The 21,960-nt window shown below is 69.9% G+C and carries 22 protein-coding genes; 8 read left to right on the top strand and 14 right to left on the bottom strand.

Features of this window, described 5'->3' with window-relative positions; translation table 11 throughout:
* The first annotated feature begins 86 nt into the window (after positions 1 to 86).
* Both J4573_RS54055 and J4573_RS16960 read left to right on the top strand, forming a co-directional pair.
* On the top strand, positions 87 to 1,451 hold the full coding sequence (locus tag J4573_RS54055) for a sensor histidine kinase (protein WP_208256455.1): 1,365 nt from the start codon (positions 87 to 89) through the stop codon (positions 1,449 to 1,451).
* Positions 1,448 to 2,095, top strand: a complete 648-nt coding sequence (locus J4573_RS16960) for a response regulator (RefSeq protein WP_208256454.1) — start codon at positions 1,448 to 1,450, stop codon at positions 2,093 to 2,095. The genes J4573_RS54055 and J4573_RS16960 overlap by 4 nt, the downstream gene beginning before the upstream one ends.
* 316 nt (positions 2,096 to 2,411) lie before the next feature.
* Here J4573_RS16960 and J4573_RS16955 read toward each other — a convergent pair whose 3' ends face one another.
* Both J4573_RS16955 and J4573_RS16950 read right to left on the bottom strand, forming a co-directional pair.
* The gene (locus tag J4573_RS16955; protein WP_208256453.1) at positions 2,412 to 2,912 is read right to left on the bottom strand and encodes a DUF1707 SHOCT-like domain-containing protein; all 501 of its coding nucleotides are present in this window, start codon (positions 2,910 to 2,912) and stop codon (positions 2,412 to 2,414) included.
* A gap of 2 nt (positions 2,913 to 2,914) precedes the next feature.
* Positions 2,915 to 3,649 carry a PadR family transcriptional regulator gene (locus tag J4573_RS16950; protein WP_208256452.1) on the bottom strand — a complete coding sequence of 245 codons (735 nt, stop codon included), beginning with the start codon at positions 3,647 to 3,649 and terminating at the stop codon, positions 2,915 to 2,917.
* Between the two features lie 254 nt (positions 3,650 to 3,903).
* Between J4573_RS16950 and acnA the strand changes: the two genes are divergently transcribed.
* Positions 3,904 to 6,621, top strand: coding sequence for an aconitate hydratase AcnA (acnA, locus tag J4573_RS16945; RefSeq protein WP_208256451.1), 2,718 nt, complete (start codon positions 3,904 to 3,906; stop codon positions 6,619 to 6,621).
* A 75-nt stretch (positions 6,622 to 6,696) separates the two neighbouring features.
* Here the strand turns inward: acnA and J4573_RS16940 are convergent, their stop codons facing one another.
* The 6 genes from J4573_RS16940 to J4573_RS16915 form a co-directional block, all read right to left on the bottom strand.
* A complete protein-coding gene (locus tag J4573_RS16940) occupies positions 6,697 to 8,364 on the bottom strand; it encodes an MFS transporter (protein WP_208256450.1) in 1,668 nt (555 codons plus the stop codon).
* Complete coding sequence (locus tag J4573_RS16935) at positions 8,364 to 8,795, bottom strand: MarR family winged helix-turn-helix transcriptional regulator (protein ID WP_243773107.1); 432 nt, start codon at positions 8,793 to 8,795, stop codon at positions 8,364 to 8,366. Before J4573_RS16935 ends, J4573_RS16940 begins: the two co-directional genes overlap by 1 nt.
* A 70-nt stretch (positions 8,796 to 8,865) precedes the next feature.
* Positions 8,866 to 9,978, bottom strand: coding sequence for a WD40/YVTN/BNR-like repeat-containing protein (locus J4573_RS16930; RefSeq protein ID WP_208256449.1), 1,113 nt, complete (start codon positions 9,976 to 9,978; stop codon positions 8,866 to 8,868).
* A gap of 252 nt (positions 9,979 to 10,230) precedes the next feature.
* The gene (locus J4573_RS16925; RefSeq protein WP_208256448.1) at positions 10,231 to 10,890 is read right to left on the bottom strand and encodes a TMEM175 family protein; all 660 of its coding nucleotides are present in this window, start codon (positions 10,888 to 10,890) and stop codon (positions 10,231 to 10,233) included.
* Positions 10,891 to 10,949: 59 nt separating this feature from the next.
* Complete coding sequence (locus J4573_RS16920) at positions 10,950 to 11,564, bottom strand: LysE family translocator (protein WP_208256447.1); 615 nt, start codon at positions 11,562 to 11,564, stop codon at positions 10,950 to 10,952.
* A gap of 125 nt (positions 11,565 to 11,689) precedes the next feature.
* Positions 11,690 to 12,745, bottom strand: coding sequence for a hypothetical protein (locus tag J4573_RS16915; RefSeq protein ID WP_208256446.1), 1,056 nt, complete (start codon positions 12,743 to 12,745; stop codon positions 11,690 to 11,692).
* A 199-nt stretch (positions 12,746 to 12,944) separates the two neighbouring features.
* Between J4573_RS16915 and J4573_RS16910 the strand changes: the two genes are divergently transcribed.
* From J4573_RS16910 to mug, 5 genes are read left to right on the top strand one after another with little or no spacing between them, the layout of a single operon-like run.
* On the top strand, positions 12,945 to 13,373 hold the full coding sequence (locus J4573_RS16910) for an ester cyclase (protein WP_208256445.1): 429 nt from the start codon (positions 12,945 to 12,947) through the stop codon (positions 13,371 to 13,373).
* Positions 13,370 to 14,194 (top strand): IclR family transcriptional regulator, encoded by an 825-nt coding sequence (locus tag J4573_RS16905; RefSeq protein WP_208256444.1) that lies wholly within the window; start codon positions 13,370 to 13,372, stop codon positions 14,192 to 14,194. Before J4573_RS16910 ends, J4573_RS16905 begins: the two co-directional genes overlap by 4 nt.
* Positions 14,195 to 14,221: 27 nt before the next feature.
* Positions 14,222 to 14,938 carry a TetR/AcrR family transcriptional regulator gene (locus J4573_RS16900; RefSeq protein ID WP_208256443.1) on the top strand — a complete coding sequence of 239 codons (717 nt, stop codon included), beginning with the start codon at positions 14,222 to 14,224 and terminating at the stop codon, positions 14,936 to 14,938.
* Positions 14,939 to 14,986: 48 nt separating this feature from the next.
* Positions 14,987 to 15,706: a sulfite exporter TauE/SafE family protein gene (locus J4573_RS16895; protein WP_208256442.1), complete on the top strand. Its 720-nt coding sequence runs from the start codon at positions 14,987 to 14,989 to the stop codon at positions 15,704 to 15,706.
* Positions 15,706 to 16,260 carry a G/U mismatch-specific DNA glycosylase gene (gene mug, locus J4573_RS16890; protein ID WP_208256441.1) on the top strand — a complete coding sequence of 185 codons (555 nt, stop codon included), beginning with the start codon at positions 15,706 to 15,708 and terminating at the stop codon, positions 16,258 to 16,260. The genes J4573_RS16895 and mug overlap by 1 nt, the downstream gene beginning before the upstream one ends.
* A gap of 25 nt (positions 16,261 to 16,285) precedes the next feature.
* Here the strand turns inward: mug and J4573_RS16885 are convergent, their stop codons facing one another.
* The 6 genes from J4573_RS16885 to J4573_RS16860 all read right to left on the bottom strand — a co-directional run bounded on the left by J4573_RS16885 (position 16,286) and on the right by J4573_RS16860 (position 21,779).
* Positions 16,286 to 16,708 (bottom strand): ASCH domain-containing protein, encoded by a 423-nt coding sequence (locus J4573_RS16885; RefSeq protein WP_208256440.1) that lies wholly within the window; start codon positions 16,706 to 16,708, stop codon positions 16,286 to 16,288.
* A gap of 246 nt (positions 16,709 to 16,954) precedes the next feature.
* Positions 16,955 to 17,686 carry a class F sortase gene (locus tag J4573_RS16880; RefSeq protein WP_208256439.1) on the bottom strand — a complete coding sequence of 244 codons (732 nt, stop codon included), beginning with the start codon at positions 17,684 to 17,686 and terminating at the stop codon, positions 16,955 to 16,957.
* Between the two features lie 26 nt (positions 17,687 to 17,712).
* Complete coding sequence (locus tag J4573_RS16875; protein ID WP_208256438.1) at positions 17,713 to 18,552, bottom strand: hypothetical protein; 840 nt, start codon at positions 18,550 to 18,552, stop codon at positions 17,713 to 17,715.
* A 91-nt stretch (positions 18,553 to 18,643) separates the two neighbouring features.
* Positions 18,644 to 19,510, bottom strand: coding sequence for a carbohydrate ABC transporter permease (locus J4573_RS16870; RefSeq protein WP_208256633.1), 867 nt, complete (start codon positions 19,508 to 19,510; stop codon positions 18,644 to 18,646).
* 8 nt (positions 19,511 to 19,518) lie between these two features.
* Positions 19,519 to 20,463, bottom strand: a complete 945-nt coding sequence (locus J4573_RS16865) for a carbohydrate ABC transporter permease (RefSeq protein WP_372442842.1) — start codon at positions 20,461 to 20,463, stop codon at positions 19,519 to 19,521.
* Entirely contained in the window at positions 20,460 to 21,779 is a 1,320-nt protein-coding gene (locus tag J4573_RS16860; RefSeq protein ID WP_208256437.1) for an ABC transporter substrate-binding protein, read from the bottom strand. Before J4573_RS16860 ends, J4573_RS16865 begins: the two co-directional genes overlap by 4 nt.
* Positions 21,780 to 21,960 lie beyond the last annotated feature (181 nt).

Here is a 21,960-nt window from a genome sequence, read left to right as displayed (position 1 = left end):
ACGGATGGACCTGCACCGACGCACGTCGGGTCGGGTCCCTACTTTCGTAGGGTCCCGGCGAGCGCCCGGATGCGTACCGTGTCCTTGTGTGCAATCTCAGCCGCCTTCGCCGCCTCCCGGGCATTCGCGACCGCCCCGGTCTCGACGTCTTCTCCGACGTCGTCGTGGTGGTCCTCGGCGTGCTGCTGAGCGTGCAGACCGCGACCCAGCATCGCGCGATGTTCCGGCCGCTCGACGGGGTCACGGTCACGGTCCTGGCGCTGGTCGGGGCGTCCTTGGTGTTCCGCCGGCGGGCGCCGATGACGGTCGCGTGGCTCACCACGGGCCTGACGGTCGTGCTGCTGGTCGTCGAGTACGTCGCACCCGGGACGCTGCTGCACACGAGCGGCGACATCAGCGTGGAGCCGCTGATCTGGTGGCCGCCGACCGCGCCGTTCGCCGCCTACGCGGTGATGTCGTTCGACAAGGGCGGTCGTCCGCCGTGGGTGCGCGGCATCCCGGTGGTCGTGCTGGTCGTCGCGGTCATCCTCACCACGCGGGTGATGCCCGACGCGGTGGTCCAGCCGATTCGCGGCCAGGAGACCGACGCGTCCGCCGCACTGATCTACCGGTCGGTGCTGTTCCCGGTCGTGGGAGCGTTGATCGGGCTGTACGTCTCGGCACGGCGCGGTGTCGTCCGGGGCCTGCGCGACCGGGCCGAGCGGGCCGAGCGCGAGCAGCACCTGCTGGCCGAGCAGGCGCGGGCCGAGGAGCGGGCCCGGCTCGCGGCGGAGATGCACGACGTCGTGGCACATCGCGTGACGCTGATGGTGCTTCAGGCGGGCGCGCTGCGCGTACAGGCGCCCGACGACGGCACCCGCGCGGCCGCCGAGGAACTGCGCAGCACCGGCTGCCAGGCCCTGGACGAGCTGCGCGACGTGATCGGGCTGCTGCGCCGTACGACCGAGGGGCCGGACGAGGAGGCCGGCGCGCACGGCCCGCTGCCCGACCTGTCCGCGCTGATCGCCGAGTCCGACTCGGTGGGAGTGCCGGTCGAGTTGGTCGAGGAGGGCGACCCGCCGCTCGCCTCGCCCGTCGTCGGCCGGACGGCGTTCCGGATCGTGCAGGAGGCGCTGACCAACGTGCGCAAGCACGCGCCCGGCGCGCGGGTGCGCGTGGACGTGAGCTACCGGACCGACGGCGTGCGGCTCGCTGTCCGCAACACCCCACCGGCCTTGCCTGCCGACGCCGACCTGGCCGCCAGCGGCTCGGGCACGGGCCTGGTGGGATTGCAGCAGCGCGTCGAACTGATCGGCGGGACGTTCCACTCGGGTCCCGCGCCCGACGGCGGCTTCAGCGTCGAGGCCTCGCTCCCCGCCTACGTCCCCACGTCCGCACCAGAGAAGGTGCCCGTGAACGCCGTGGGGCCACGGTCAGGTCAGTCCGAGCCGTCAGGCGAGGAGGTGGCGTGATCAGGGTGGTGCTGGTCGACGACGAGCGGATGGTCTGCGCGCACCTGCGGACGATCCTCGGATCCGCGGGCGACATCGAGGTCGTCGACGAGGCGTACGACGGAGCCGCGGCGGTGGAAGCGGTGCTGCGCCACCGGCCGGACCTCGTACTGATGGACCTGCGGATGCCGGGCGTGGACGGCCTGACCGCCATCGAACGCATCGCCGCGCTTCAGGCCCCGCCCGTGATCGTCGCGCTGACGACCTTCGACGCCGACCACTACGTCATCCGGGCGCTGCGGCTCGGCGCGGGCGGGTTCCTGCTCAAGTCGACGCCCCCGGAGGACCTGGTCGAACTCGTGCGGGTGGCAGCCGACGGCCACACCGTGATGTCGGCCGCCGCGACCCGCCGCCTGGTCTCCTCGGCTGCCGAACGTACCTCCGAACGCGACCAGAACCGCGCGCTGATCGAGGAGCTGACCGAACGCGAAACCGAGGTGCTCGCCTGCCTGGGCGAGGGCCTGTCGAACGCCCAGATCGCAGGCCGCCTGTACCTGAGCGAAGCGACCGTCAAGGGCTACGTCTCACGCCTGCTCGAGAAACTCGGCTGCGCCAACCGCACCCAAGCGGGCCTCGTCGCCTACGAAGCAGGCCTCGGAACCTGACACCCCCGCCACCTCACCTGCCGATGCACTCGTCAGCAGGGTGACGGTCACAGAGCAGGACTGGCCGGGCGCGTGCGAGCTGGGCATGTGCGCGGCGGGTTGGGCACGTGCTGGGCGGCGCTCGGGAGCTGTTGCGGCCTGCTGGTGTCCGTGCCGGGAGCGGGCCCGGGGACGGACAGGGTCCGGCCTGGCCTGGGCGTTGGGCGTGGTGAGGTGGGCGGCTGCGGGGCCGCGTTCGGGGGACGCGGTCCCGCAGCCGGGCCTAGCGGTGGTGCGAGCGCAGCTGGGCCTAGCGGTGGTGTGAGCGCAGCCGGGCCTAGCGGTGGTGCGAGCGGCGTAGACGGGCGGACAGGACTATGGCCTTGACGATCCAGATCAGGAGGGCTACCTGGAAGACGGTGAACAGGGCTGTTGGGAAGCCTGCCGTGAAGCCGACGATGAGGAAGACCGCCAGGACGATGGGGAAGCCGGGGAAGCCCCGGCGATGGCCCCGGGCGAGGTGGTGGTGGCCCCAGGGGCCTACCGGGTGGCCTCGCCTTTCCATGTGGTGGCGCGGGCCCTGCCAGGCAGCGTAGGGGTGCTGGCCCCAGAGAGGGTGGTCGCCTCGTTCGGGCTGGTGGGCGGGCTTGAGGCCGCTGTCGCCTGGGAGGTCGCGCACGATCGTGCGCAGGTCGCCCGTGGTTTTGGCGGTGAGGGTGGCCTCCAGCCGTTCGTCCAGCTCGGAGCTGGTCAGGCGGCCCTCGGCGAAGTGGTCGTGGAGGGCGGCGGTCACCGCGTCACGCTCGGTGTCGCCGATGCGGATCTCGTCGGGGGACACCTTTACTCCTCGGCGGCGTCGGGGGTGTCGTCGGTCTCGGCCAGGATCAGGTAGAGCTTGCGGCGGGCCTCGGCGAGGACATCCTTGGCCTGGGCGACCTGCTCGGGCGAACCGGAGTGGACGACCTGCATCACGGCGGCGCCGGTCTGGGCGACCTGCTTGAAGAGGTCGGGGACGCCCTCGCCGAAGTCGGGCGTCATCTCGGCCCAGGGCTCGGAGAGCTCGTCGGCGTGCTCCTCGACGTAGGCGCGGCCCTCGTCGGTGAGGTGGAAGGTCTTGCGGCCTTCACCTTCCTCGCCGCGGATGAGGCCCTCGTCGGCGAGCTGCTGGAGGGCGGGGTAGACGGCGCCGGGGCTGGGCTTCCAGCCGCCGCCGCTGCGCTCGTTGATCTCCTGGATGATCTGGTAGCCGTTCAGCGGGTTCTCGGCGAGGAGGGCCAGGATCGCGGCGCGGACGTTGCCCTTGCGCGCCTTCGGCCCGCGTCCCCAGGGGCCTCCGCCGCGTGCCCACGGGCCCCGGCCCCAGGGACCGGGAGGCGGACCCCAAGGACCGGGTCCACCGCCCGGCCCGCCCCCGAACATCCAGCCGAAGCCGGGTCCCTCGAACCTGGCGCCGCCCCCGGGGCCGCATCCGTGCCCACCGTGGTGGCGGGACGCGGCGTGTGCCGCCTTGGCGCCCAGCGCGGCCGCCGCCAAGGCCCAGCGGAGATCGGGGCCGCCGTGGTGGTGTGAGCCCATGTTCTTCCCCCTGCTTCCGAGATCGTTCTTAGATCTCTCGCGATACGACAACGATATATCGGAAACGGTCGAGCGGGCCAGGCGGTTCCCGGGATTTTGAGTTACCCGCCGGTAGCTTGATATCGAGATAAATCGGAGATAGCTTGACGTCAAGAGAAATACTGACGAAGTTAGGCGGCCCTGATTCCCGAGCAGGGACGGGACTAGGGCAGGATTCATAGGGATCAGGATCGACAGTCTGTGGAGGAAGTACCGTGTCCGCGAACAGCTTCGGTAGCCGCAATACGCTGCAGGTAGGCGAGAAGTCATATGAGATCTACCGGCTGGACGCCGTCGAGGGCGCGGCGCGACTCCCGTACAGCCTGAAGGTGCTGCTGGAGAACCTCCTGCGCACCGAGGACGGCGCGAACGTCACCGCCGACCACATCCGTACGCTCGCCGGCTGGGACCAGAACGCCCAGCCCAGCCACGAGATCCAGTTCACCCCGGCCCGCGTGATCATGCAGGACTTCACCGGCGTGCCGTGCGTGGTGGACCTGGCGACCATGCGCGAGGCCGTCCGCGACCTCGGCGGCGACCCGACCCGGATCAACCCGCTGGCGCCCGCCGAGATGGTCATCGACCACTCGGTGATCGTCGACTACTTCGGCTCGCCCGACGCGTTCGAGCGCAACGTGCAGGTCGAGTACGAGCGCAACAAGGAGCGCTACCAGTTCCTGCGCTGGGGCCAGACCGCGTTCGACCAGTTCAAGGTCGTGCCGCCCGGCACCGGCATCGTCCACCAGGTCAACATCGAGCACCTGGCGCGGGTCGTCTTCGACCGCGACGGCGTCGCCTACCCCGACTCGTGCGTCGGCACCGACTCCCACACCACGATGGAGAACGGCATCGGCGTCCTCGGCTGGGGCGTCGGCGGCATCGAGGCCGAGGCGGCCATGCTCGGCCAGCCGATCTCGATGCTCATCCCGCGGGTCGTCGGCTTCAAGCTGACCGGCGAACTGCCCGCAGGCACCACCGCCACCGACCTGGTGCTGACGATCACCGAGATGCTGCGCAAGCACGGCGTCGTCGGCAAGTTCGTCGAGTTCTACGGCGAGGGCGTGCACGCGCTGCCGCTCGCCAACCGCGCCACCATCGGCAACATGAGCCCCGAGTTCGGCTCCACCTGCGCCATCTTCCCGATCGACGACGAGACCCTCTCGTACCTGCGCCTCACCGGCCGCAGCGAGGAGCAGATCGCGCTGGTCGAGGCGTATGCCAAGGAACAGGGCATGTGGCTCGACCCGAGCGTCGAGCCCGACTTCTCCGAGTACCTCGAACTGGACCTGTCGACGGTCGTCCCGTCGCTCGCCGGCCCGAAGCGCCCGCAGGACCGCATCTCCCTCTCCGACGCCAAGACCACCTGGCGCCGCGACGTCCAGAACTACGTCAAGGACGGCGACGAGCCGGGCAAGGAGAGCTTTCCCGCCTCCGACTCCCCGGCGCAGACCCCGACCAACGGCGACCGCCCGCACCGCGTCTCGCACGTGGTCATGGAGGACGGCAGCCAGTTCGACATCGACCACGGTCACGTCGCGGTCGCCGCCATCACCTCCTGCACCAACACCTCCAACCCGTACGTCATGGTCGGCGCGGGCCTGCTCGCCAAGAACGCGGTGGAGAAGGGCCTCACCCGCAAGCCCTGGGTGAAGACCTCGCTGGCGCCCGGCTCCCAGGCCGTCACCGACTACCTCGAGCGCGCGGGCCTCACCCCGTACCTCGACAAGATCGGCTACAACCTGGTCGGCTACGGCTGCACGACCTGCATCGGCAACACCGGCCCGCTGCAGCCCGAGATCTCCAAGGCGGTGAACGACAACGACCTGGCCGTCACCGCCGTCCTGTCGGGCAACCGCAACTTCGAGGGCCGCATCAGCCCCGACGTGAAGATGAACTACCTGGCCTCGCCGCCGCTGGTCATCGCGTACGCGCTCGCCGGCACGATGGACATCGACATCCTGAACGACCCGATCGCCGAGGGCACCGACGGCCCGGTCTACCTCAAGGACATCTGGCCCTCGCCGGACGAGGTCGCCTCGATCGTGCAGTCCTCCATCGGCCAGGAGATGTTCACCAAGAACTACGCCGACGTCTTCAAGGGCGACGAGCGCTGGCGCGGCCTGGACATCCCGACCGGCGGCACGTTCGAGTGGGACCCGTCCTCCACCTACGTGCGCAAGGCGCCGTACTTCGACGGCATGGAGATGGAGCCCGCCCCGGTCACCGACGTGCACGGCGCCCGGGTGCTGGCCAAGCTGGGCGACTCGGTCACCACCGACCACATCTCCCCGGCCGGCTCCATCAAGCGCGGCACGCCCGCCGCGCAGTACCTGGAGGAGCACGGCGTCGCGATCAAGGACTTCAACAGCTACGGCTCGCGCCGCGGCAACCACGAGGTCATGATCCGCGGCACGTTCGCCAACATCCGCCTGCGCAACCAGCTCCTGGACGACGTCGAGGGCGGCTACACCCGCGACTTCACCAAGGACAGCTCGCCGCAGTCGTTCATCTACGACGCCGCGCAGAACTACGCCGCGCAGGGCACCCCGCTCGTGGTCATCGCGGGCAAGGAGTACGGCTCGGGTTCCTCGCGCGACTGGGCCGCCAAGGGCACCGCCCTCCTCGGCGTCCGCGCCGTCATCGCCGAGTCCTACGAGCGCATCCACCGCTCCAACCTGATCGGCATGGGCGTCCTGCCCCTGCAGTTCAAGGACGGCGAGTCGGCCGACTCCCTCGGCCTCACCGGCACCGAGACGTTCGACATCACCGGTGTGGAGAAGCTCAACGAGGGCGGCATCCCCTCCGAGGTCACCGTGAAGGCCGACGGCAAGGAGTTCCAGGCCGTCGTCCGCATCGACACCCCGGGTGAGGCGGACTACTACCGCAACGGCGGCATCATGCAGTACGTCCTGCGCAACCTGCTCCGCAAGTAAGCAGCACGCCAGCCAACGGGCCGTCTCCCTCAGGGGGGCGGCCCGTTCGCATGCACGGGAGGCTTTTGCGGCTGGTTAGCGGCGTTCTCGGAGGAGGGAGGCTAGGGCGGCGAGGACGCCTAGGGCGGCGGAGACTGCGAAGACGACTACCAGGCCGTCGTGGAACGGGGCTGAGATGAGGTGGGGGAAGAACTCGCGGCCGGTGAGGGTTTGGCGGTCGGCTTCGGAGAGGGTGGGGAGGACGCCGCTGGGGGCGAGGATCGTTCCAATGGGGTTGACGCCGAGGATCGCGGCGAACAGGGACGAGACCGGGGGCAGGCCGGCGGCCTGGGCGGCGGCGTCGGCTGGGACGCCGTGGGCTTGCAGACCGGAGGAGAGGGAGGCGGGGAGCGAGCTCGCCAGGCCGCTGATCATCAGGGAGAAGAACACGCCGATGGAGAGGGCCGTTCCGGAGTTCTGGAACGTCGCGCGCATGCCGGAGGCCACGCCGCGGTGCTCGGGTGGGACGCTGCTCATGATCGAGGACGAGTTGGGCGAGCTGAACATGCCCATGCCTACGCCGTTCGCCGCGATCATGACCGCGAACGCCCAGTACGGGAAGTCGATCGGGAGGGCGAGCAGGCCGATGAAGCTCGCCGCGTACAGGAGCATGCCGCTGGTCGCGAGCCCGCGCGCGCCGAAGCGGTCGGACAGATGGCCCGACACCGGCCCCGCGACCAGGAACCCGGCGGTCAGCGGCAGCATGAAAATGCCCGCCCAGAGTGGTGTGTCGGCGTAGTCGTAGCCGTGCAGGGGCAGCCAGATCCCCTGCAGCCAGATGATGAGGACGAACTGCAGTCCGCCCTGCCCGAGCCGCGCCGCGAACCCGGCGAGGTTGCCCGCGGTGAACGCTCTGATTCGCAGGAGTTCGAGCGAGAACATCGGCTCGGTGGCTTGGCGTTCGATGAAGGCGAAGGCGATGAGCAGGGCGATGCCGAGGCCGAGCTGAACGACCACCGACGGGTTCGTCCAGCCCATCGCGTGGTCGCGGTAGGGATGGATGCCGTTCGTGATGCCGATCAGCAGCAGGCTCAGCCCGGCGGCGAACGTGAGGTTGCCCCACCAGTCGAAACGGGCGCGGCGGCGGCGCCGTCCGGACTCGCGCAGGTTGCGGTACGCCCAGATGGTGCCGAAGATGCCGACCGGCACGTTCACCCAGAAGACCGCGCGCCAGTCCCAGATCGCCAGGATGCCGCCCGCGACCAGCCCGATGAACTGGCCGCCGAGGCCCGCGACCTGGTTGATGCCGAGCGCGAAGCCGCGCTGGTCGTCGGGGAACGCGTCGGTGAGGATCGCGGCGGAGTTGGCCATCAGCATCGACCCGCCGACCGCCTGGAGCATCCGCCAGCCGATCAGCCAGATCGCCCCGCCGCCGCCGTGGAACGGGTCGAAGGACAGCAGGATCGAGGCGAGCGTGAAGACGGCGAACCCGGCGTTGTAGATCCGCACCCGCCCGAACATGTCGCCGAGCCTGCCGAGCGGCACCACGAACACCGCCTGGACGAGCCGGTAGCCCATGATCATCCAGAGCAGGTAGCCGATGTTGCCTGGGGCGAGCGGGTTGAGTCCGATGCCGCGGAAGATGGCGGGCAGCGCGATGAGCACGATGGAGCCGTCGAGCGCGGCCATGAAGACCGCCGCCGTTGTGTTGGCGAGCGCGACCCATTTGTAGTGGAGGTTCTTGGGGACCAGGACCTCTGTCATCAGATCTTCTGCGCCAGGCGTTCGATCAGCGGTGCCGCCGCGAGGAGGCTTTCCAGTTCCTCGGGTGAGAAGCCCTCGGACAGTGCCTCCGTCAGCAGTTGGGTGCGGGCGTTCCGGCGGTTGTTGAGCGCCTCCGCGCCGGCGGGGCTGACCGACAGCACGACGCGCCGGCCGTCGGACGGGTCGGTCCGCCGTTCGACGAGCCCGCGGCCCTCGAGCCTGCCGAGCGTCGCGCTGATCGACTGCGGGCTGATCTGCTCCCGCCTGGCCAGCTCGGCCGCGGTGGACGGGCCACCGCGGTCGAGCCGCGCGAGCGCCGAGCTCTCGGGCAGGGTCAGGTCGTCCTCGGTCTGCGTCTGCCTGATCCGGCGCACCAGCAGCCGGATCCCCACCATCAAGGCGGACGCCACCCGCTCCGCTTCCGTGTCCATAATGCTCAGGCTAGACTGATAAGTCCGGACTGAGCAATATGGGCGGGGTGCCGGGGCGACAGGTGTCGGGTCAGTTGAAGCGTTCGATGACGGCCTGGTCGGGTCCGTTGGCGCCGGAGTAGTCACGGCCGCGCCCCACGGACCAGATCAGGCGGCTGCCGGGGACGCGGGCGATGTTGAGGGTGTCCACGTAGACGTCGGTACGGTCGGGACCTTGCGCGTCAGTGAACTGGCCGGACTGGTAGTGCAGGTAGCGGGAGTGGCCCAGGCCGCCGTAGTACGACAGCCAGAAACCGCCCTCGCCGTCCTCGGCCAGCTGTGACGAGGAGCCGAGCTGCACTCCGGGCTTGGCCGCGGTCCAGGTCGTGCCGTCCCAGTGCAGCAACGTCGCGGACACGTTCATGTAGGTGTCGTCCGAGTACGCCCACACGTTGTCAGGGCCGAGGGGGAGGATCTGCGCGATGACCTGGTAGTAGCCGCCGGGCACTGCCACGTTCTGCCACTGCGTACCGTCCCAGTGCAGGGCGAACGGAAGGTCCGAGGCGCTGCCGGTGATCCAGACGTCGCGGGCGTTGCGGACCGCGATCGCCCACGGATACGCATGCGCGGGAAGAGGAACGTCCGCGCGTACCCATTGATGCTTCTCATAGCGCAGCACCGACGTGCTCATCGAGTCCGAGGCCAACGCCCAGGCGGCCCCACCACGCGAGGCCGCGATCTTCGTAATCCGCAGACCGTCAGGGACATCCACCCGGCGCCATGCCCTGCCGTTCCAATGGATGGCGTACCCCTTGCCATCGGGACTCTTCCCTCCGCCCGCCCAGGCACGATTGGGGCCGGCCACGGCAACGCTGGACAGACCCGCGCCAGGCGTATCGGGCAGCATCTGCTCCTTCCAGGCCCGGCCGTTCCAGCGCAGAAGAACCGAGGCCTTGCTGTCGTTCTGCGCACCGACGGCCCAGGCGAGCCTGCGGTTGGCCGGCGCCACCTGATAGAGCGCGGCGCCCGGCTGCAACGTGGGCGTGGGCACGCCGTGCCATCCAGGCGCCGCCCGTTGGCCAGTGGACGTCGCCTGCGCGGCGGAGGAGGCGGAGGCGGAGGAGGCGGAGGCGGAGGAGGAGGCGGTGATCGGCGTGGCGAGTCCGATCACAATGACGGCGGACGCGGCGATGCGGGTCAGCATGAAAGCTCCGTACGCGGGGAGGGCCGAACGCCAACATGTCCGCGCACGACCGCGAGGATCAAGGGCTCCGCAACGGCCGGATCCGGGCGCCCGCCGATCTCCAGGTACCGCCGGGTCAGGCTGTCCGATTACGGCCTGACGAGCCCGCAAGCCTCTCTTGAAGCGCCGCGTGCCGGAACTGGTGGACGGGCCCCACCTGACGCAGGCTCAGTGTTCGGTGGCGGTGCGGAAAGCGGGCGGCGCTGTACGGCGTCAGGGCTGGGGTAGGCGGGTGCGGGCGGCGGGAGAGCGGCGGCCGAGGATGAAGTAGATGACGATCGCGGCGCTCACCGCCAGGGAGCCCACGGGGCTCAGCGGGGCGATCGCCGCCGCCGCCAGGTAGCCGAGGGGGCCCAGCAGGGACTGGCGCCGCCTCAGGGTGGTCTGGCTCCTGGCGGAGGGGCGCACCAGGTGGGGTTTGGCGGACAGGTGGTGCCAGAAGAACGTGAACCACACCGACGAGACGGCCATCGAGACCGCGTAGAACACCGCGGCCGCGACGGCGTCGTGCCCGCTGAGGTGGTTGCCGAGGGTCGCGGTGGGCAGCGGCAGGAACGAGATCGTGCCCAGCAGGCCAAGGTTGAGGAAGAGCAGGCCGCGGTCGACCTTGAGGACCTGGTGGAAGAGGTTGTGATGGTGGACCCACGCGATGCCGATGACCAGGAAGGTGACGGCGTAGGCGTCCAGGGCGGCCCACTCGTGGCGCAGCGTGCTCCAGACGGGCTGACCGGTGACCGGGGCCTTCACCTCAAGGACGAGCAGGGTGGCCGCGATGGCGAAGACCCCGTCGCTGAACGCCTGGAGACGGGCGGGGCTGATGTGCTCGTCCGGGGCGTCCACGGCGGGGCCGGTCGCGGGGAGGTCATCGGGCATGGGCGAAGCTCCTGCGGGGGGAGGTGATCGTCGGTGGTGCGGGGAATGGCGCCGCGGTGTCAGTGCTCGGTGGCGACGCGCAGGCCGAAGCCGATGAACGCCAGGCCGGTGACCTGCTGGAGGCGGCGCTTGACGCCGGGGCGGGTGAGGAAGCGGCGGGCGCCACCGGCGGCGAACACGATGAACGCGAACCAGAGCAGGCCCTCGGCGTCGTGGATCACGGCGAAGAGCAGGCTCGTCCAGAACATCGAGGCCTCGTGCGGCACGAACTGGGGGAGCAGGCTCATGTAGAAGACGCCGATCTTCGGGTTGAGCAGGTTGGTGACCAGACCTGTGCGGAACGCGGCGCCCGAGGAGATCGCCTCGTCGAGGGCCTCGGGCGTGGTCGCGCGGCGGGAGTGCCACAGGGCCTGGGCGCCGAGCCACAGCAGGTAGCAGGCGCCGGCCACGCGTACGGCCTGGAAGGCCAGGTGGGAGGCGGCCAGCAGCGCGGTGAGGCCCGCCGCGCTGGCGACGGCCCAGGCCAGGCACCCGGCGGAGACGCCGACCGCGCTCAGGTAGCCGACCCGGCGGCCGGCGGAGACGGTCGTGCGCAGCACCAGCATGGTGTCCAGGCCGGGCGTGATCGTGACCAGCGCGGCGACGACGGCGAAGGTCAGGCAGGCGGTCAGCATGCCGGAATTGTAGTGTTATGCAAGGTCAGGTGAACGCGAACTCGGCCGCGTCGAACTCGGCGTCGAACTCGGCCGCGTCGAACTCGGCCCCGGTGAACTCGGCCCCGGTGAACGCGGTCCGTTCGTCAGCCGGTCGTGACCTGTGCGGAACGCGGGCCGCCGAAACCGCCGACGCCTACGTCGACCGTTCCGCCCTCGGGCGCCGCGAACAGTCCCCAGAGCGTGATTTTCGCGCCTGCGGGGACGGAGCCCAGCGGGCCGGGTGTGAAGCTCTGGCCGAGGTTGCCGACGAAGTCGTAATACACCGGGTCGGTGAAGCCGCACGCCTGACGCCGTGCGATGCCGGTGCCCAGTGTCAGCTGGCCGGCCGTGACCTGCTTCGGCGTGAAGTGGTTCTGGAAGTCCAGCGGGAGCGCGCCCGAGGTGGGGTTGTCGACGGTGACCTGGGCGAGCGCGTAGCGGCCGGTACGGCGGACGCCGGCCACGTTCCACTGGAGGCCCGATCCGGACAGCGAGGCCTCGGCCGAGCCACCGGTCGTCGTGCAGGTGAGCGGACTGACGGGACGCCGATCGTGGGAGCCGGTCAGCACCGGGTCGGGGCGGAGCGCCTTGGAGTCCTGCGGCTGGATCGGCACCTGAACGGGGAGCAGCCCGTTCACCACGACCAGCATGCTGTCCGCCTCCTGAGGCGGCGCCGCGAACATCGCCGTCACCGTGACGTTCTTGCCGGGGGCGATGGTGTCCTCGTCGCCGCTCCCGATCCTGCCGTTCGTGCCGGAGGCTCCGAGGAGGCCGTACGCGGTCCCGCGCGACAGGTCCACGAGCCCGACCAGTTGCTCGCGCGGATCCAGGCCGAGCCCGCTCACGTCGACCGGCGCGCTCGTCCCGTTGAACAGCTCGAACTGCAGCGCCAGCTCCTGATCCCCGGAACGCACGAGCCGCATGTCGTGCCCCTCGATGCGGTACGCCGTCGAAACTGGCCCGGCCGTGACCCCGCCGCCCGCCGGGCTGCCGGCGCCCTGCGGGGCGGTCGGATTCGACGCCGCGGGCGTTGAGCCCGCCGCGCTCGTTCCGCCGGACGACGTCTTCTTCCGGAAATCGCAGCCCGACTGCGTGCAGGCCAAGGCCACTGCCAGACCCGCCACCCAGACCGGGCGCGCCCATACTCGTCGGCTTGTCATCGTCGTTCCCCCTGATGTCCGCGGTCCCCGTACGTGCCCACCAGCCTGCGGGCCCGCCGTTTCAGCGTCGTCTCACGGGCGTCTCACGGACGGCATTGGTCCGCTCAGCGGAACTATCGGAACGGTGCGAAAAGAATCCATTGACATGAGAGACGTTTCTCATAATGATTCGAGCATCCAACAACAAAAGGGGGACCGCATGATGACGCGGGACGAGATGGACGCGGTGCTCGACGCCCACTTCAGGGCCGAGGCCGCCAAGGACCTCGACGGGGTGCTCGCCACGCTGACCGAGGACGCCGAGCACGACGCGGTGGGCTTCCCGGTGGCGGTGCTGAACGACCACGAGGCGATCCGGGAGCGTTACGTCGAGCTGTTCGAGGGACTGGTCGACGACAAGGTCGAGCCGGTCCGCCGGTATCACGGCGACGGGTTCGTCGTCGACGAATGCGTGATCACAGGGCGGGTGGACGGGATCATGCTCGGCATACCGGGGGAGGGCCGCACGGTCTCGTTCCGGCTGCTGCACGTGTGCGAGTTCCGCGACGGCAAGATGAGCCGGGAGAACGTGTGGATGGACGCGATCGCCATCCTCGCCCAGCTAGGCGCGTTCCCCGCTGCGGCGTGACCCACGCCGACCAAGCAGGCGCGCGCGGTCACGTTCAGCCGCTCCAGCAAGCGCGGGCGCGGGCGCAAGCGCAAGCGCAGGCGCGCCGGCAGGTTCAGGCTGAGCAGCCGCCGCAGGCCGGACGAGGTGTTCTGGAGGGCGCGTTCAGCCTGCTGGATGCGGTCGCGCGGTGTGGCGGTGAGGCCGGGCTGACGGCGTTGGCGGTCGAATGCGGCCTGCCGAAGACGACCGCGTACCGCCTGCTGGAACAACTGGTCGAGCTGGGGGCGGTGGAACGATCCGGGCGCGGTTACCGGATCGGCCCCCGCATCTTCCGGCTCGGCCAGGGCTTCCAGCCTCACCCGGGCCTGAAGGCTGCGGCGGCAGGGCCTAGCCGTGCTCTGGCAAGGGCGACGGGTGCGACGGTGGGCATTTGCGTGCTCTCGCAGGGCCGGGCCCTGGTGGTCGACGGCGTGCCCGGTGAACTGGACGAACTAGCGTCCATGCGGCCGGGCGCGACGTGGCCATGGTCGACCGCCGCCGGGAAGGTGCTCGTGGCGGGATCGGGTCCGCGCGTTCCACTGGACCCGATCCCGCGCGGCTGGGCACGGGAGGCGGCGGCGATACGGGAGCGGGGTGCGGCCCTGGATCACCAGGAGCTGATTGAGGGCGTGTGCTGCGTGGCCGTTCCGGTACGTGCTCCGGGAGGAGCCACGGTGGCGGTGCTCTCGGCCCTGGTCGCGCCGGGACCACGGATGGCGTCGCTCACCCAGGCGGTGATGAGGACGGGCCGCAGCATCGACGCGCGCCTGAGCGCTCGGCGCCGGAACGGGATCAGTTAGGAGGCGAGAGGCTTCTATCATCATGAGATGGACGTCGCAGAAGAGGACGGTCACGCCGCGGGACGGGTGAACCAGAAGCTGCGGACCAGGCAGGCGATCGTCGAGGCCGCGATCCAGATGGCCCGGGAGGGCCGCCCGCTGTCGATCGCGGAGGTCGCCGAGGCGGCTCTGGTCTCGACGGCGACCGCCTACCGCTACTTCCCCAACCCGCAGTCGCTGTGGGTCGAGGTGGCCAAGGACGGCCGGCGGGAGCTGAGCGTCGCCTCGGTCATGGCGGGCGCCCCGGCCGACCCCGCCGGCCGGATGGATCATGTGGTGCGGACGACCGCCGAACTGCAGCTCGGCGACGAGGCCCTGTGGCGTGCGGTGGTGCGCTCCATCATGGACCGCTGGTTCGCGCAGCAGGACGTCCCCGAGGACGAACGCATCCCCATCCGCGGCGACCGGCGCATCACCATGACCCGCGAGGCGCTCGCCGGGCTGGCGGACGAGCTGCCGCCCGATCTGCACGAACGGCTCATCTCGGCGGTGGCCCTGGTCTTCGGTGCGGAGGCGGTCATCAGCGCGCGCGACGTGTGCGAACTCGAGCCGGACGAGGTCGTGGCGACGCTGCGCTGGTCCGCGCAGGCGCTGATCCGGGCCGCCCGCGACCAGGCCACCGAACGTAGGGACGGCGAGCTTGGGGACGGCGAGCGTAGGGACGGCGAGCGTAGGGACGGCGAGCGTAGGGACGGCGAGGGGTAGGAGGCGCCGGAGGGGCGCTTCAGGGGGAAAGGTAGCCTTCCAGGCGATATGCCTGACCTTGAATTTCTCCTGATCGGCGGGATCGCGGCGATGATCGGCGCGGTCGTGCAGGGCAGCGTCGGGCTGGGTGTGGGGCTTGTTGCCGCGCCTGTGGTCACCTTGGCGTTTCCGTCTTTGATGCCGGGCGCGATCCTTGTTGTCGCTGCTCTGCTGCCGTTGGCGACGCTCGCGCAGGAGATCCGGCACGTGGACACGCGCGGGCTTGGCTGGGCGTTCGGCGGGCGGGTGGTCGGGACCGCGGCCGGGGTGTGGGTGGTGGCCACCGTGCCCGCGCGGGCGCTGGGCGTGCTCGTGGGTGGGGTGGTGCTCGCCGCGCTGGCCATTACGGCCTGGTCGGCGTCGGTGCCGCGTAATCCGGCCACGCTGACGACGGCGGGGTTGGTCGCGGGGGCGACCGGGACGGCGTCGTCGATCGGCGGGCCGCCGCTGGCGCTGCTTTATCAGCGTGAGAACGGGCCTACGGTGCGGGCCACGCTCGCGGTGTTCTTCACGGTCGGGGCCGTACTGTCGCTGGTGATGCTGGCGGCTGCGGGGCACATGCCGCCAAGACAGCTGGCGGCGGGGCTGGAGCTGACGCCGTTCGTGTTCGTGGGGTTCCTGCTGTCGGGGCCGCTGCGCCGCTTCCTGGACGACGGGCGGATGCGCGTCGGGATCCTCGTCGTGGTCGGCATCTCGGCGGTCAGCCTGATCGTGCGTAGCCTGATCTGATGCGCCCTGCCAAGGTCGAGCTCGAGGCGGCCCGCGATCTTCTGATCCCTGACGTTCTCCCCGCGGAGGGCGCGACGCTGCGCGTGCTGTTCACCGGCATCAACCCGGGGCTGTACTCGGCCGCGACCGGTCTTCACTTCGCGAGACCGGGCAATCGGTTCTGGCCTGCGCTGCATCGCTCTGGTTTCACCGAACGGCAGCTCTCGCCTTCCGAGCAGGGACTGTTGCCTCCGCTGGGGCTTGGCATCAGCAATGTGGCACCGCGTGCGACGGCACGGGCCGATGAGCTGAGCGACGAGGAGCTGCGCGAGGGCGGCGAGCATCTGGTGGAGCTGGCCGAGACCTATCGTCCGGCGTACGTGGCGATCGCGGGCGTGACCGCTTATCGCACGGCGTTCGGCCGGCCGAAGGCGCAGATCGGGCCGCAGGACGAGAAGATCGGGCCCGCGGGGCTGTGGATCCTGCCCAACCCGAGCGGGTTGAACGCCAGCTGGCAGCTCGATCGGATCGCCGCCGAGTTCGCCCGCCTCCGCGAGCGCGCCGACCGCGTCTAGCGAGCGCCGCGTTCGAGCGCCGAGTTCAGGAGTGGTTGATGGCCGCGGCGGCGACCATGGCGTTGACCTCGGTGACGAGCGACGGCTTGGGCTCCCACAGGTCGGTGCGGCCCAGCGCCACGATCGGGCGGGGGAGGGACCGTACGTCGGCCAGCTGCCAGTGGTAGGCGTCGGGCTCGGCCCACGGGCCGCACTCGCACGGGGCGCCGGGGCAGACGTCGGTCAGCTCGGCGGTCGCGATGACCGCGCCGATGGCCGCCAGCGGGTCGGCCGGGTTCCAGCCGGCGGCCTGGATGAGCGGCGAGTCGCACGCCTTGAGGTCGACCCGCATCGAGGCGTGCACCAGCAGCGGGCCGCGATACGCGGTCGGCAGACTCTGGTTGAAGACGGCCTTGCCGCCTCGCGCAATGGCGAATGCCCAGGGCTGCTGAACGCTGATCGCCCGCACGCGGTCACCTCCGTGCTCGCCTGATCTCCATCTTGACCGGACGGCGCGCCGCCCGCTGCCCGTTTTGGTGTCGTGTACCCGACTCCGGTGGACAGATCCCCACCGGTACGCCAGGCATTCGTGTCGGTGGAGACAGGTGAAGAGTGAAACGTTGAGAGCACGGACCCGCCGCGCCCACGGTTCAAGTCTGATTTCTCATGATTTGAGCCCAAATGCAAATCAGCGCGCCGCGCGGGCGGACCGGGTTCAGCCTGTCACGAGCCGCGTGTAGGCGATGACGTTGTCCACATAATGCCCGGTCGAGGAGTCGAACGTGCCGCCGCACGTGACAAGGCGCAGCGCGGAGTAGTCCAGATCCTCCGCATAGACCTTCTGGCCGGGGAACGAGGACTTCGGCACCTGCTCCACGCTCTGTACCGCGAACGTCGCCGTACGGCCGTCCTGGCGCGTCACCTGGACCCGGTCGCCGGGCCGCAGCTCCTTGAGCCGGTAGAAGACCGCCGCGTGCCGGTTTGCGTCCACGTGCCCGAGGATGACCGAGGGGCCGCCCTCGCCGGGCGTCGGCCCGTCCTTCCACCAGCCCGCGAGGTTCGGCTTGCTGAGCGGAGGCTCCTCGATGGTGCCGTCGGGCTTGAGGCCGAGCTCGCTCATCGGGGCCGACACGTTCAGCCGCGGAATCTTGATGCCGGTCGGCTCCGAACGCGGCAGTGGTGCCGCGTAGCTCGCCGGCGCCGCGGACGGGGCGGCACTCGAGCCCGCGCTCGCGGACGCGCTGGGACCGCCGCCGACGGCGAGCCCGGGGTTCACCCGTTCGGGCCCGCCGTCATCGCTCCCGCACGCCGACGCACCCAGCAGCAGACCCAGCAGAGCACCGCACGCCACCACGCGCCGCGCCTGCACGCGCTGCGCCACCGCGCGCCGCGCCTGCACGCGCTGCGCCACCGCGCGCCGCGCCTGCACGCGCCGCGCCTGAGTCATCGGTCGAACGACGGGAGCGAGCACGTTCAGGCGCTCTCCTTACCGGCATTGCGACGCCGGCGCACCATCAGGCCGCCGCCCAGCCCGGCGCCCGCCAGCAGCGCGGCGGAACCGGCGACGGTCGGGCCGTTGAAACCACCATCGCCGCGCGCGGCCATCGTGCCGTCACCGGTCTGCGGGGAGCCCTTGGGGATCTTTCCGTCGCCGGGCTTCACGTCGCGCTCGCCCGGCTTGGTGCTGTAGCTGACCGAGCCGTGGTCCGCGCACGTGATCTTGACGCGGACGACCGAGGGCAGGTGGTCCTTGAACGTCGCGGTCGCCTTGGAGACGTCGCCGTCCTTGGTGAACTTCGGCGTCGCGGTGAACGACGCGGACGCGGCCGTCACCGTGGTCGGGCAGGTGACCGTCATGCCCAGCTTCCCGCCGGCGGTGACCGTGCGGGTGGACAGCTTCACCTTGTCGAAGCCGAACGTGAAGTCCGGCGTCTTGGGGATCGTCGTCCGCAGCTGGAAGATCGCCGACCCGTCGGTGGTCGTGCAGCCGAACTGGGTCACGTACGTCTGCTCGGGCTTCAGGTCGGACTTGGTGGCGACGACAGTGGTCCAGGCGCCGTCGGCCGTGCCCTTGCCGAACGAACTGGGCTCGCCCTTCACGAAGATCCCGTTGGTGTCGGCGGAGACCTTCGGTTCGCTCGTGCAGCCGGTGACGTTGAGGGTGACCTTCGCGCCGGGCTTGAACGGATCGGGCTTGACGGTGATGTCGGGAGCGGCGGGGGGAGCGGGCGCCGCGGAGGCGGGCACGGCGACGCCGAACAGTGCCACGCCTCCGACGGCCGCGGTCGCGGCGGCAAGTCGTGTGATGCCCATGTGGCTGAGGACGCGCCACGCCCGCCCACGGTTGTCAGCGATCAAGTATCGATCGCGATTTCCGCCGACTTTCCCGAATTTCTGAGGACCATTACCCCTTCAAGGCACCCGCCATCAGACCGCGCATGAAGAACCGGCCGAGGAGCAGATAGACCAGCAGCGTCGGGAGCGACGCCAGCAGCGCCGACGCCATCTGCACGTTGTACGGAACGGCCGTCGCGCCCGACCCCGAGGTGTTCTGCAGCAGCACGGTGACCGGCCAGCTCTCCTGCGACCCGAGGAAGACCGCGAAGAGGAAGTCGTTCCACATCGAGGTGAACTGCCAGATCAGCACCACCGCGAACGCGGGGCCCGACACCGGCGCGACGATCGACCAGTACGTGCGCAGCATCCCCGCGCCGTCGACGCGGGCCGCCTCGATCAGGTCCTCCGGAATCGTCACGTAGTAGTTCCGGAAGATGAGCGTGCAGATCGGGATGCCGTACACGACGTGCGCGAGGACAAGGCCGCGGATGCTGCCCGACAGCTCGATGTTGATGAGCAGCGACTGCAGCGGGATCATCACCGCCTGGTACGGGATGAACATCCCGAACAGGAACAGCGTGAACACCACGTCCGCGCCCGGAAAGCGCCAGCGCGACAGTACGAAGCCGTTCAGCGAGCCGAGGACCGCCGAGATCAGCGCGCCCGGGACGGCGATCTTGAAGCTGTTCTCCAGTCCGGGCTTCAGCGTGGTCCAGGCGGTGCGCCACCCGTAGGTGCTCCAGTGCTTGGGCAGGTTCCAGGCCTGGGACGGGTCGGCCTCCTGCAGCGACTTGAAGCTGGTGACCACCAGCACGTACACCGGCATCAGGAAGACGACGACGAACGCGAGGAGGATCGCGTACCGGGCGATCCGCGCGCCGCGCGCCCTGCCGCCCCGGGTGCCGGGCTTGGCGGGCTTGCCCGGGGCCGTCATGGTCGCGGTCAACTCTTGCGCTCCGTTCGTACCGACCAGACGAGATAGGGCACCACCAGCACCGCCACCGCGACGAGCAGATAGGTCGCCATGGTCGCGCCGTTGGCCGGGTCGCCCCGCTCGAAGACCTGCTGGAACATCGCCACCGCCGGCACGTAGGTGATGACCTGCGGCCCGGCGATCGCCATGATGAGGTCGAAGACCTTCAGCGAGATGTGCCCGAGGATGATGAGCGCCGACAGCGTCACCGGGCGCAGCTGCGGCAGCACCACGTGCCGGTAGACCTGGAACTCCGAGGCGCCGTCGACGCGCGCGGCCTCGCGCAGGTCCTCGGAGACGCCGCGGAAGCCCGCCAGGTACAGCGCCATCACGTAACCGGACATCTGCCACATCGCCGGCAGCGCCATCGCCGCCATGCCCCAGCGCTCGTTCTGCCACCAGTCGTTCGACAGGCCCGAGAGCCCGATCTTGTCGAACAGCTGGTTCAGGCCGACGGCGCGTTCGGCCGGCGCCGGGTTCATCAGCCAGCGCCACACGACCCCGCTGGCGATGAACGAGATCGCCATCGGGAACAGGAAGACCACGCGGAACCCGGACTCGCCCTTCAGGCCCTTCTCCATGAGGAAGGCCAGGAAGAAACCGAGGATCAGCGCCCCGATGACGAACACCGCGGTGAAGATCAGGGCGTGCCGTACGGCGGTGGGCCAGGTCGGGATGTCCCACACCTTGACGAAGTTCTTGCCCTTGTCGAAGCCGGACGGTGAGACCTGGTCGTGCTTGCCGCTGACGGCGACCTTGGTGTTCCAGAAGATCAGCCCGTAGACGAACAGCCCGATCGCCACGATCGACGGTGACATCAGCAGCAGCCCCGGCAGCCACCGGGGTGCGCGCTGACGCCACCGTCGCCGCGGGACGCTCGGCGTCCGTACGGGCTTCGTGGAGGTCGCGGTCACTGAGCGTCGTTCTTGGCCGCGCTCACCAGGCCGCTCTGGAGCTTGGCCACATCCTTGTTCTGCAGGAACAGGCCGACCGTGGTGTCGATGTCGTTGTGCCAGCGCTTGTTCGCGTTCACGCCGTGCCAGAACGAACCGGCCAGCTTGGTGCTGGGGTTGTTCCACTGGGCGAACGCGTACTCCAGGTAACCGGTGTAGAGGGCCTTGTCGGCGTCCTTACGCGCGGGCACCGAACCCTTCTTCGGGTTGAAGAGGTCCTGGCCCTCCTTGCTGGAGGCCTCCTTCAGCCACGCGAGCGCGCCTTCGCGGTGCGGTGCGCCCTTGGGGAGGGTGAAGCTGTCCGACAGCCACAGGTAGGTGCCGTCGGTGCCGGGGGACGGCGCGTACTTGAAGTCGGTGCCGTCCTTCTTGCCCAGGCCGTTCGGGGAAGGTCCGGTGAAGTAGCCGTACGCCCAGTCGCCCATGATGTTGAACGCGGCCTTGCCGTCCACGACGTCCTTGGCGGCGCCCTGCCAGTCGGTGGAGGCGGCCTCGGTCGTCGTGTACTTGATGATCTCGGCGTAGTCGGTCAGCGCCTTGGTGACGGCCGCGCTGCCCCAGTCGGCGCCGGGCTTCCACAGGGCGTTGTAGCCGTCGGTGCCGAGGTCGCCGAGCAGCACGCTCTCCAGCAGGTGGTCGGCGGTCCACTGCGCGCCGAGCGCCAGCGGCACCTTCTTGGTCTTGGACTTGACGGCCTTCAGGTCGGTGATGAACTCGGCCACCGACTTCGGCGCGTCGGTGATGCCCGCGTCCTTCAGGATGGCCGGGTTGTACCAGAGCATGTTCGAGCGGTGGATGTTCACCGGCACCGAGTAGATGTGGCCCTGGTAGGAGATCTGGTCGAGGAGCTGCTGCGGGTAGACCGACTTCAGGTTGTTCTGGTCGTAGAAGGAGTCCAGCGGCTCGATCTGGCCCTGCTTGATGTAGTCGAGGAGCTCGGCGCCCGCGTGGCCCTGGAACGAGTCCGGCGGCTTGCGGTTCTGCAGGCGGCTCGCCAGTACGGCCTGCGCCTGGGTGCCCGAACCGCCGGCGATGGCGGCGTTGATGAACTGCGTCCCGGGATTCTTCTTCTCGAAGTCGGCCTTCATGGCGTTCAGGCCGTCGGCCTCGCCGGGGCCGGTCCACCAGGAGAAGACCTCCACCTTGGACTTGTCGTTCTTGCCCTTGTCGCTGCTGTTGCCGCCGCACCCGGAAACAGCCAGCGCGCCGCTGACCGCGACAGCGGCGAGCGCCTTCCAGCCCAACCCGGCCCTGAGACTGGCCGCACGTCCACGCATCGTCCGTCCCTTCGGTTACCCCGAAGAACAAGCGTCCGTTCGGATGGTCGGACGGTCAATGCCGGTGAAGAAAACGCAATCTTCCGGTTACACCGGAAAGCGCAGAACGGTTATAACGCCCCAAAAGGCCGTCGGAGCAAAGCCTCAGGAGTTCCCAGGGCATGGCCTTGGGAGTCCTCAG

Origin of the sequence: Actinomadura barringtoniae (assembly GCF_017573505.1) — a bacterium.
GTDB lineage: Bacteria > Actinomycetota > Actinomycetes > Streptosporangiales > Streptosporangiaceae > Spirillospora > Spirillospora barringtoniae.
This window is presented reverse-complemented; position numbering and strand designations above follow the sequence as displayed.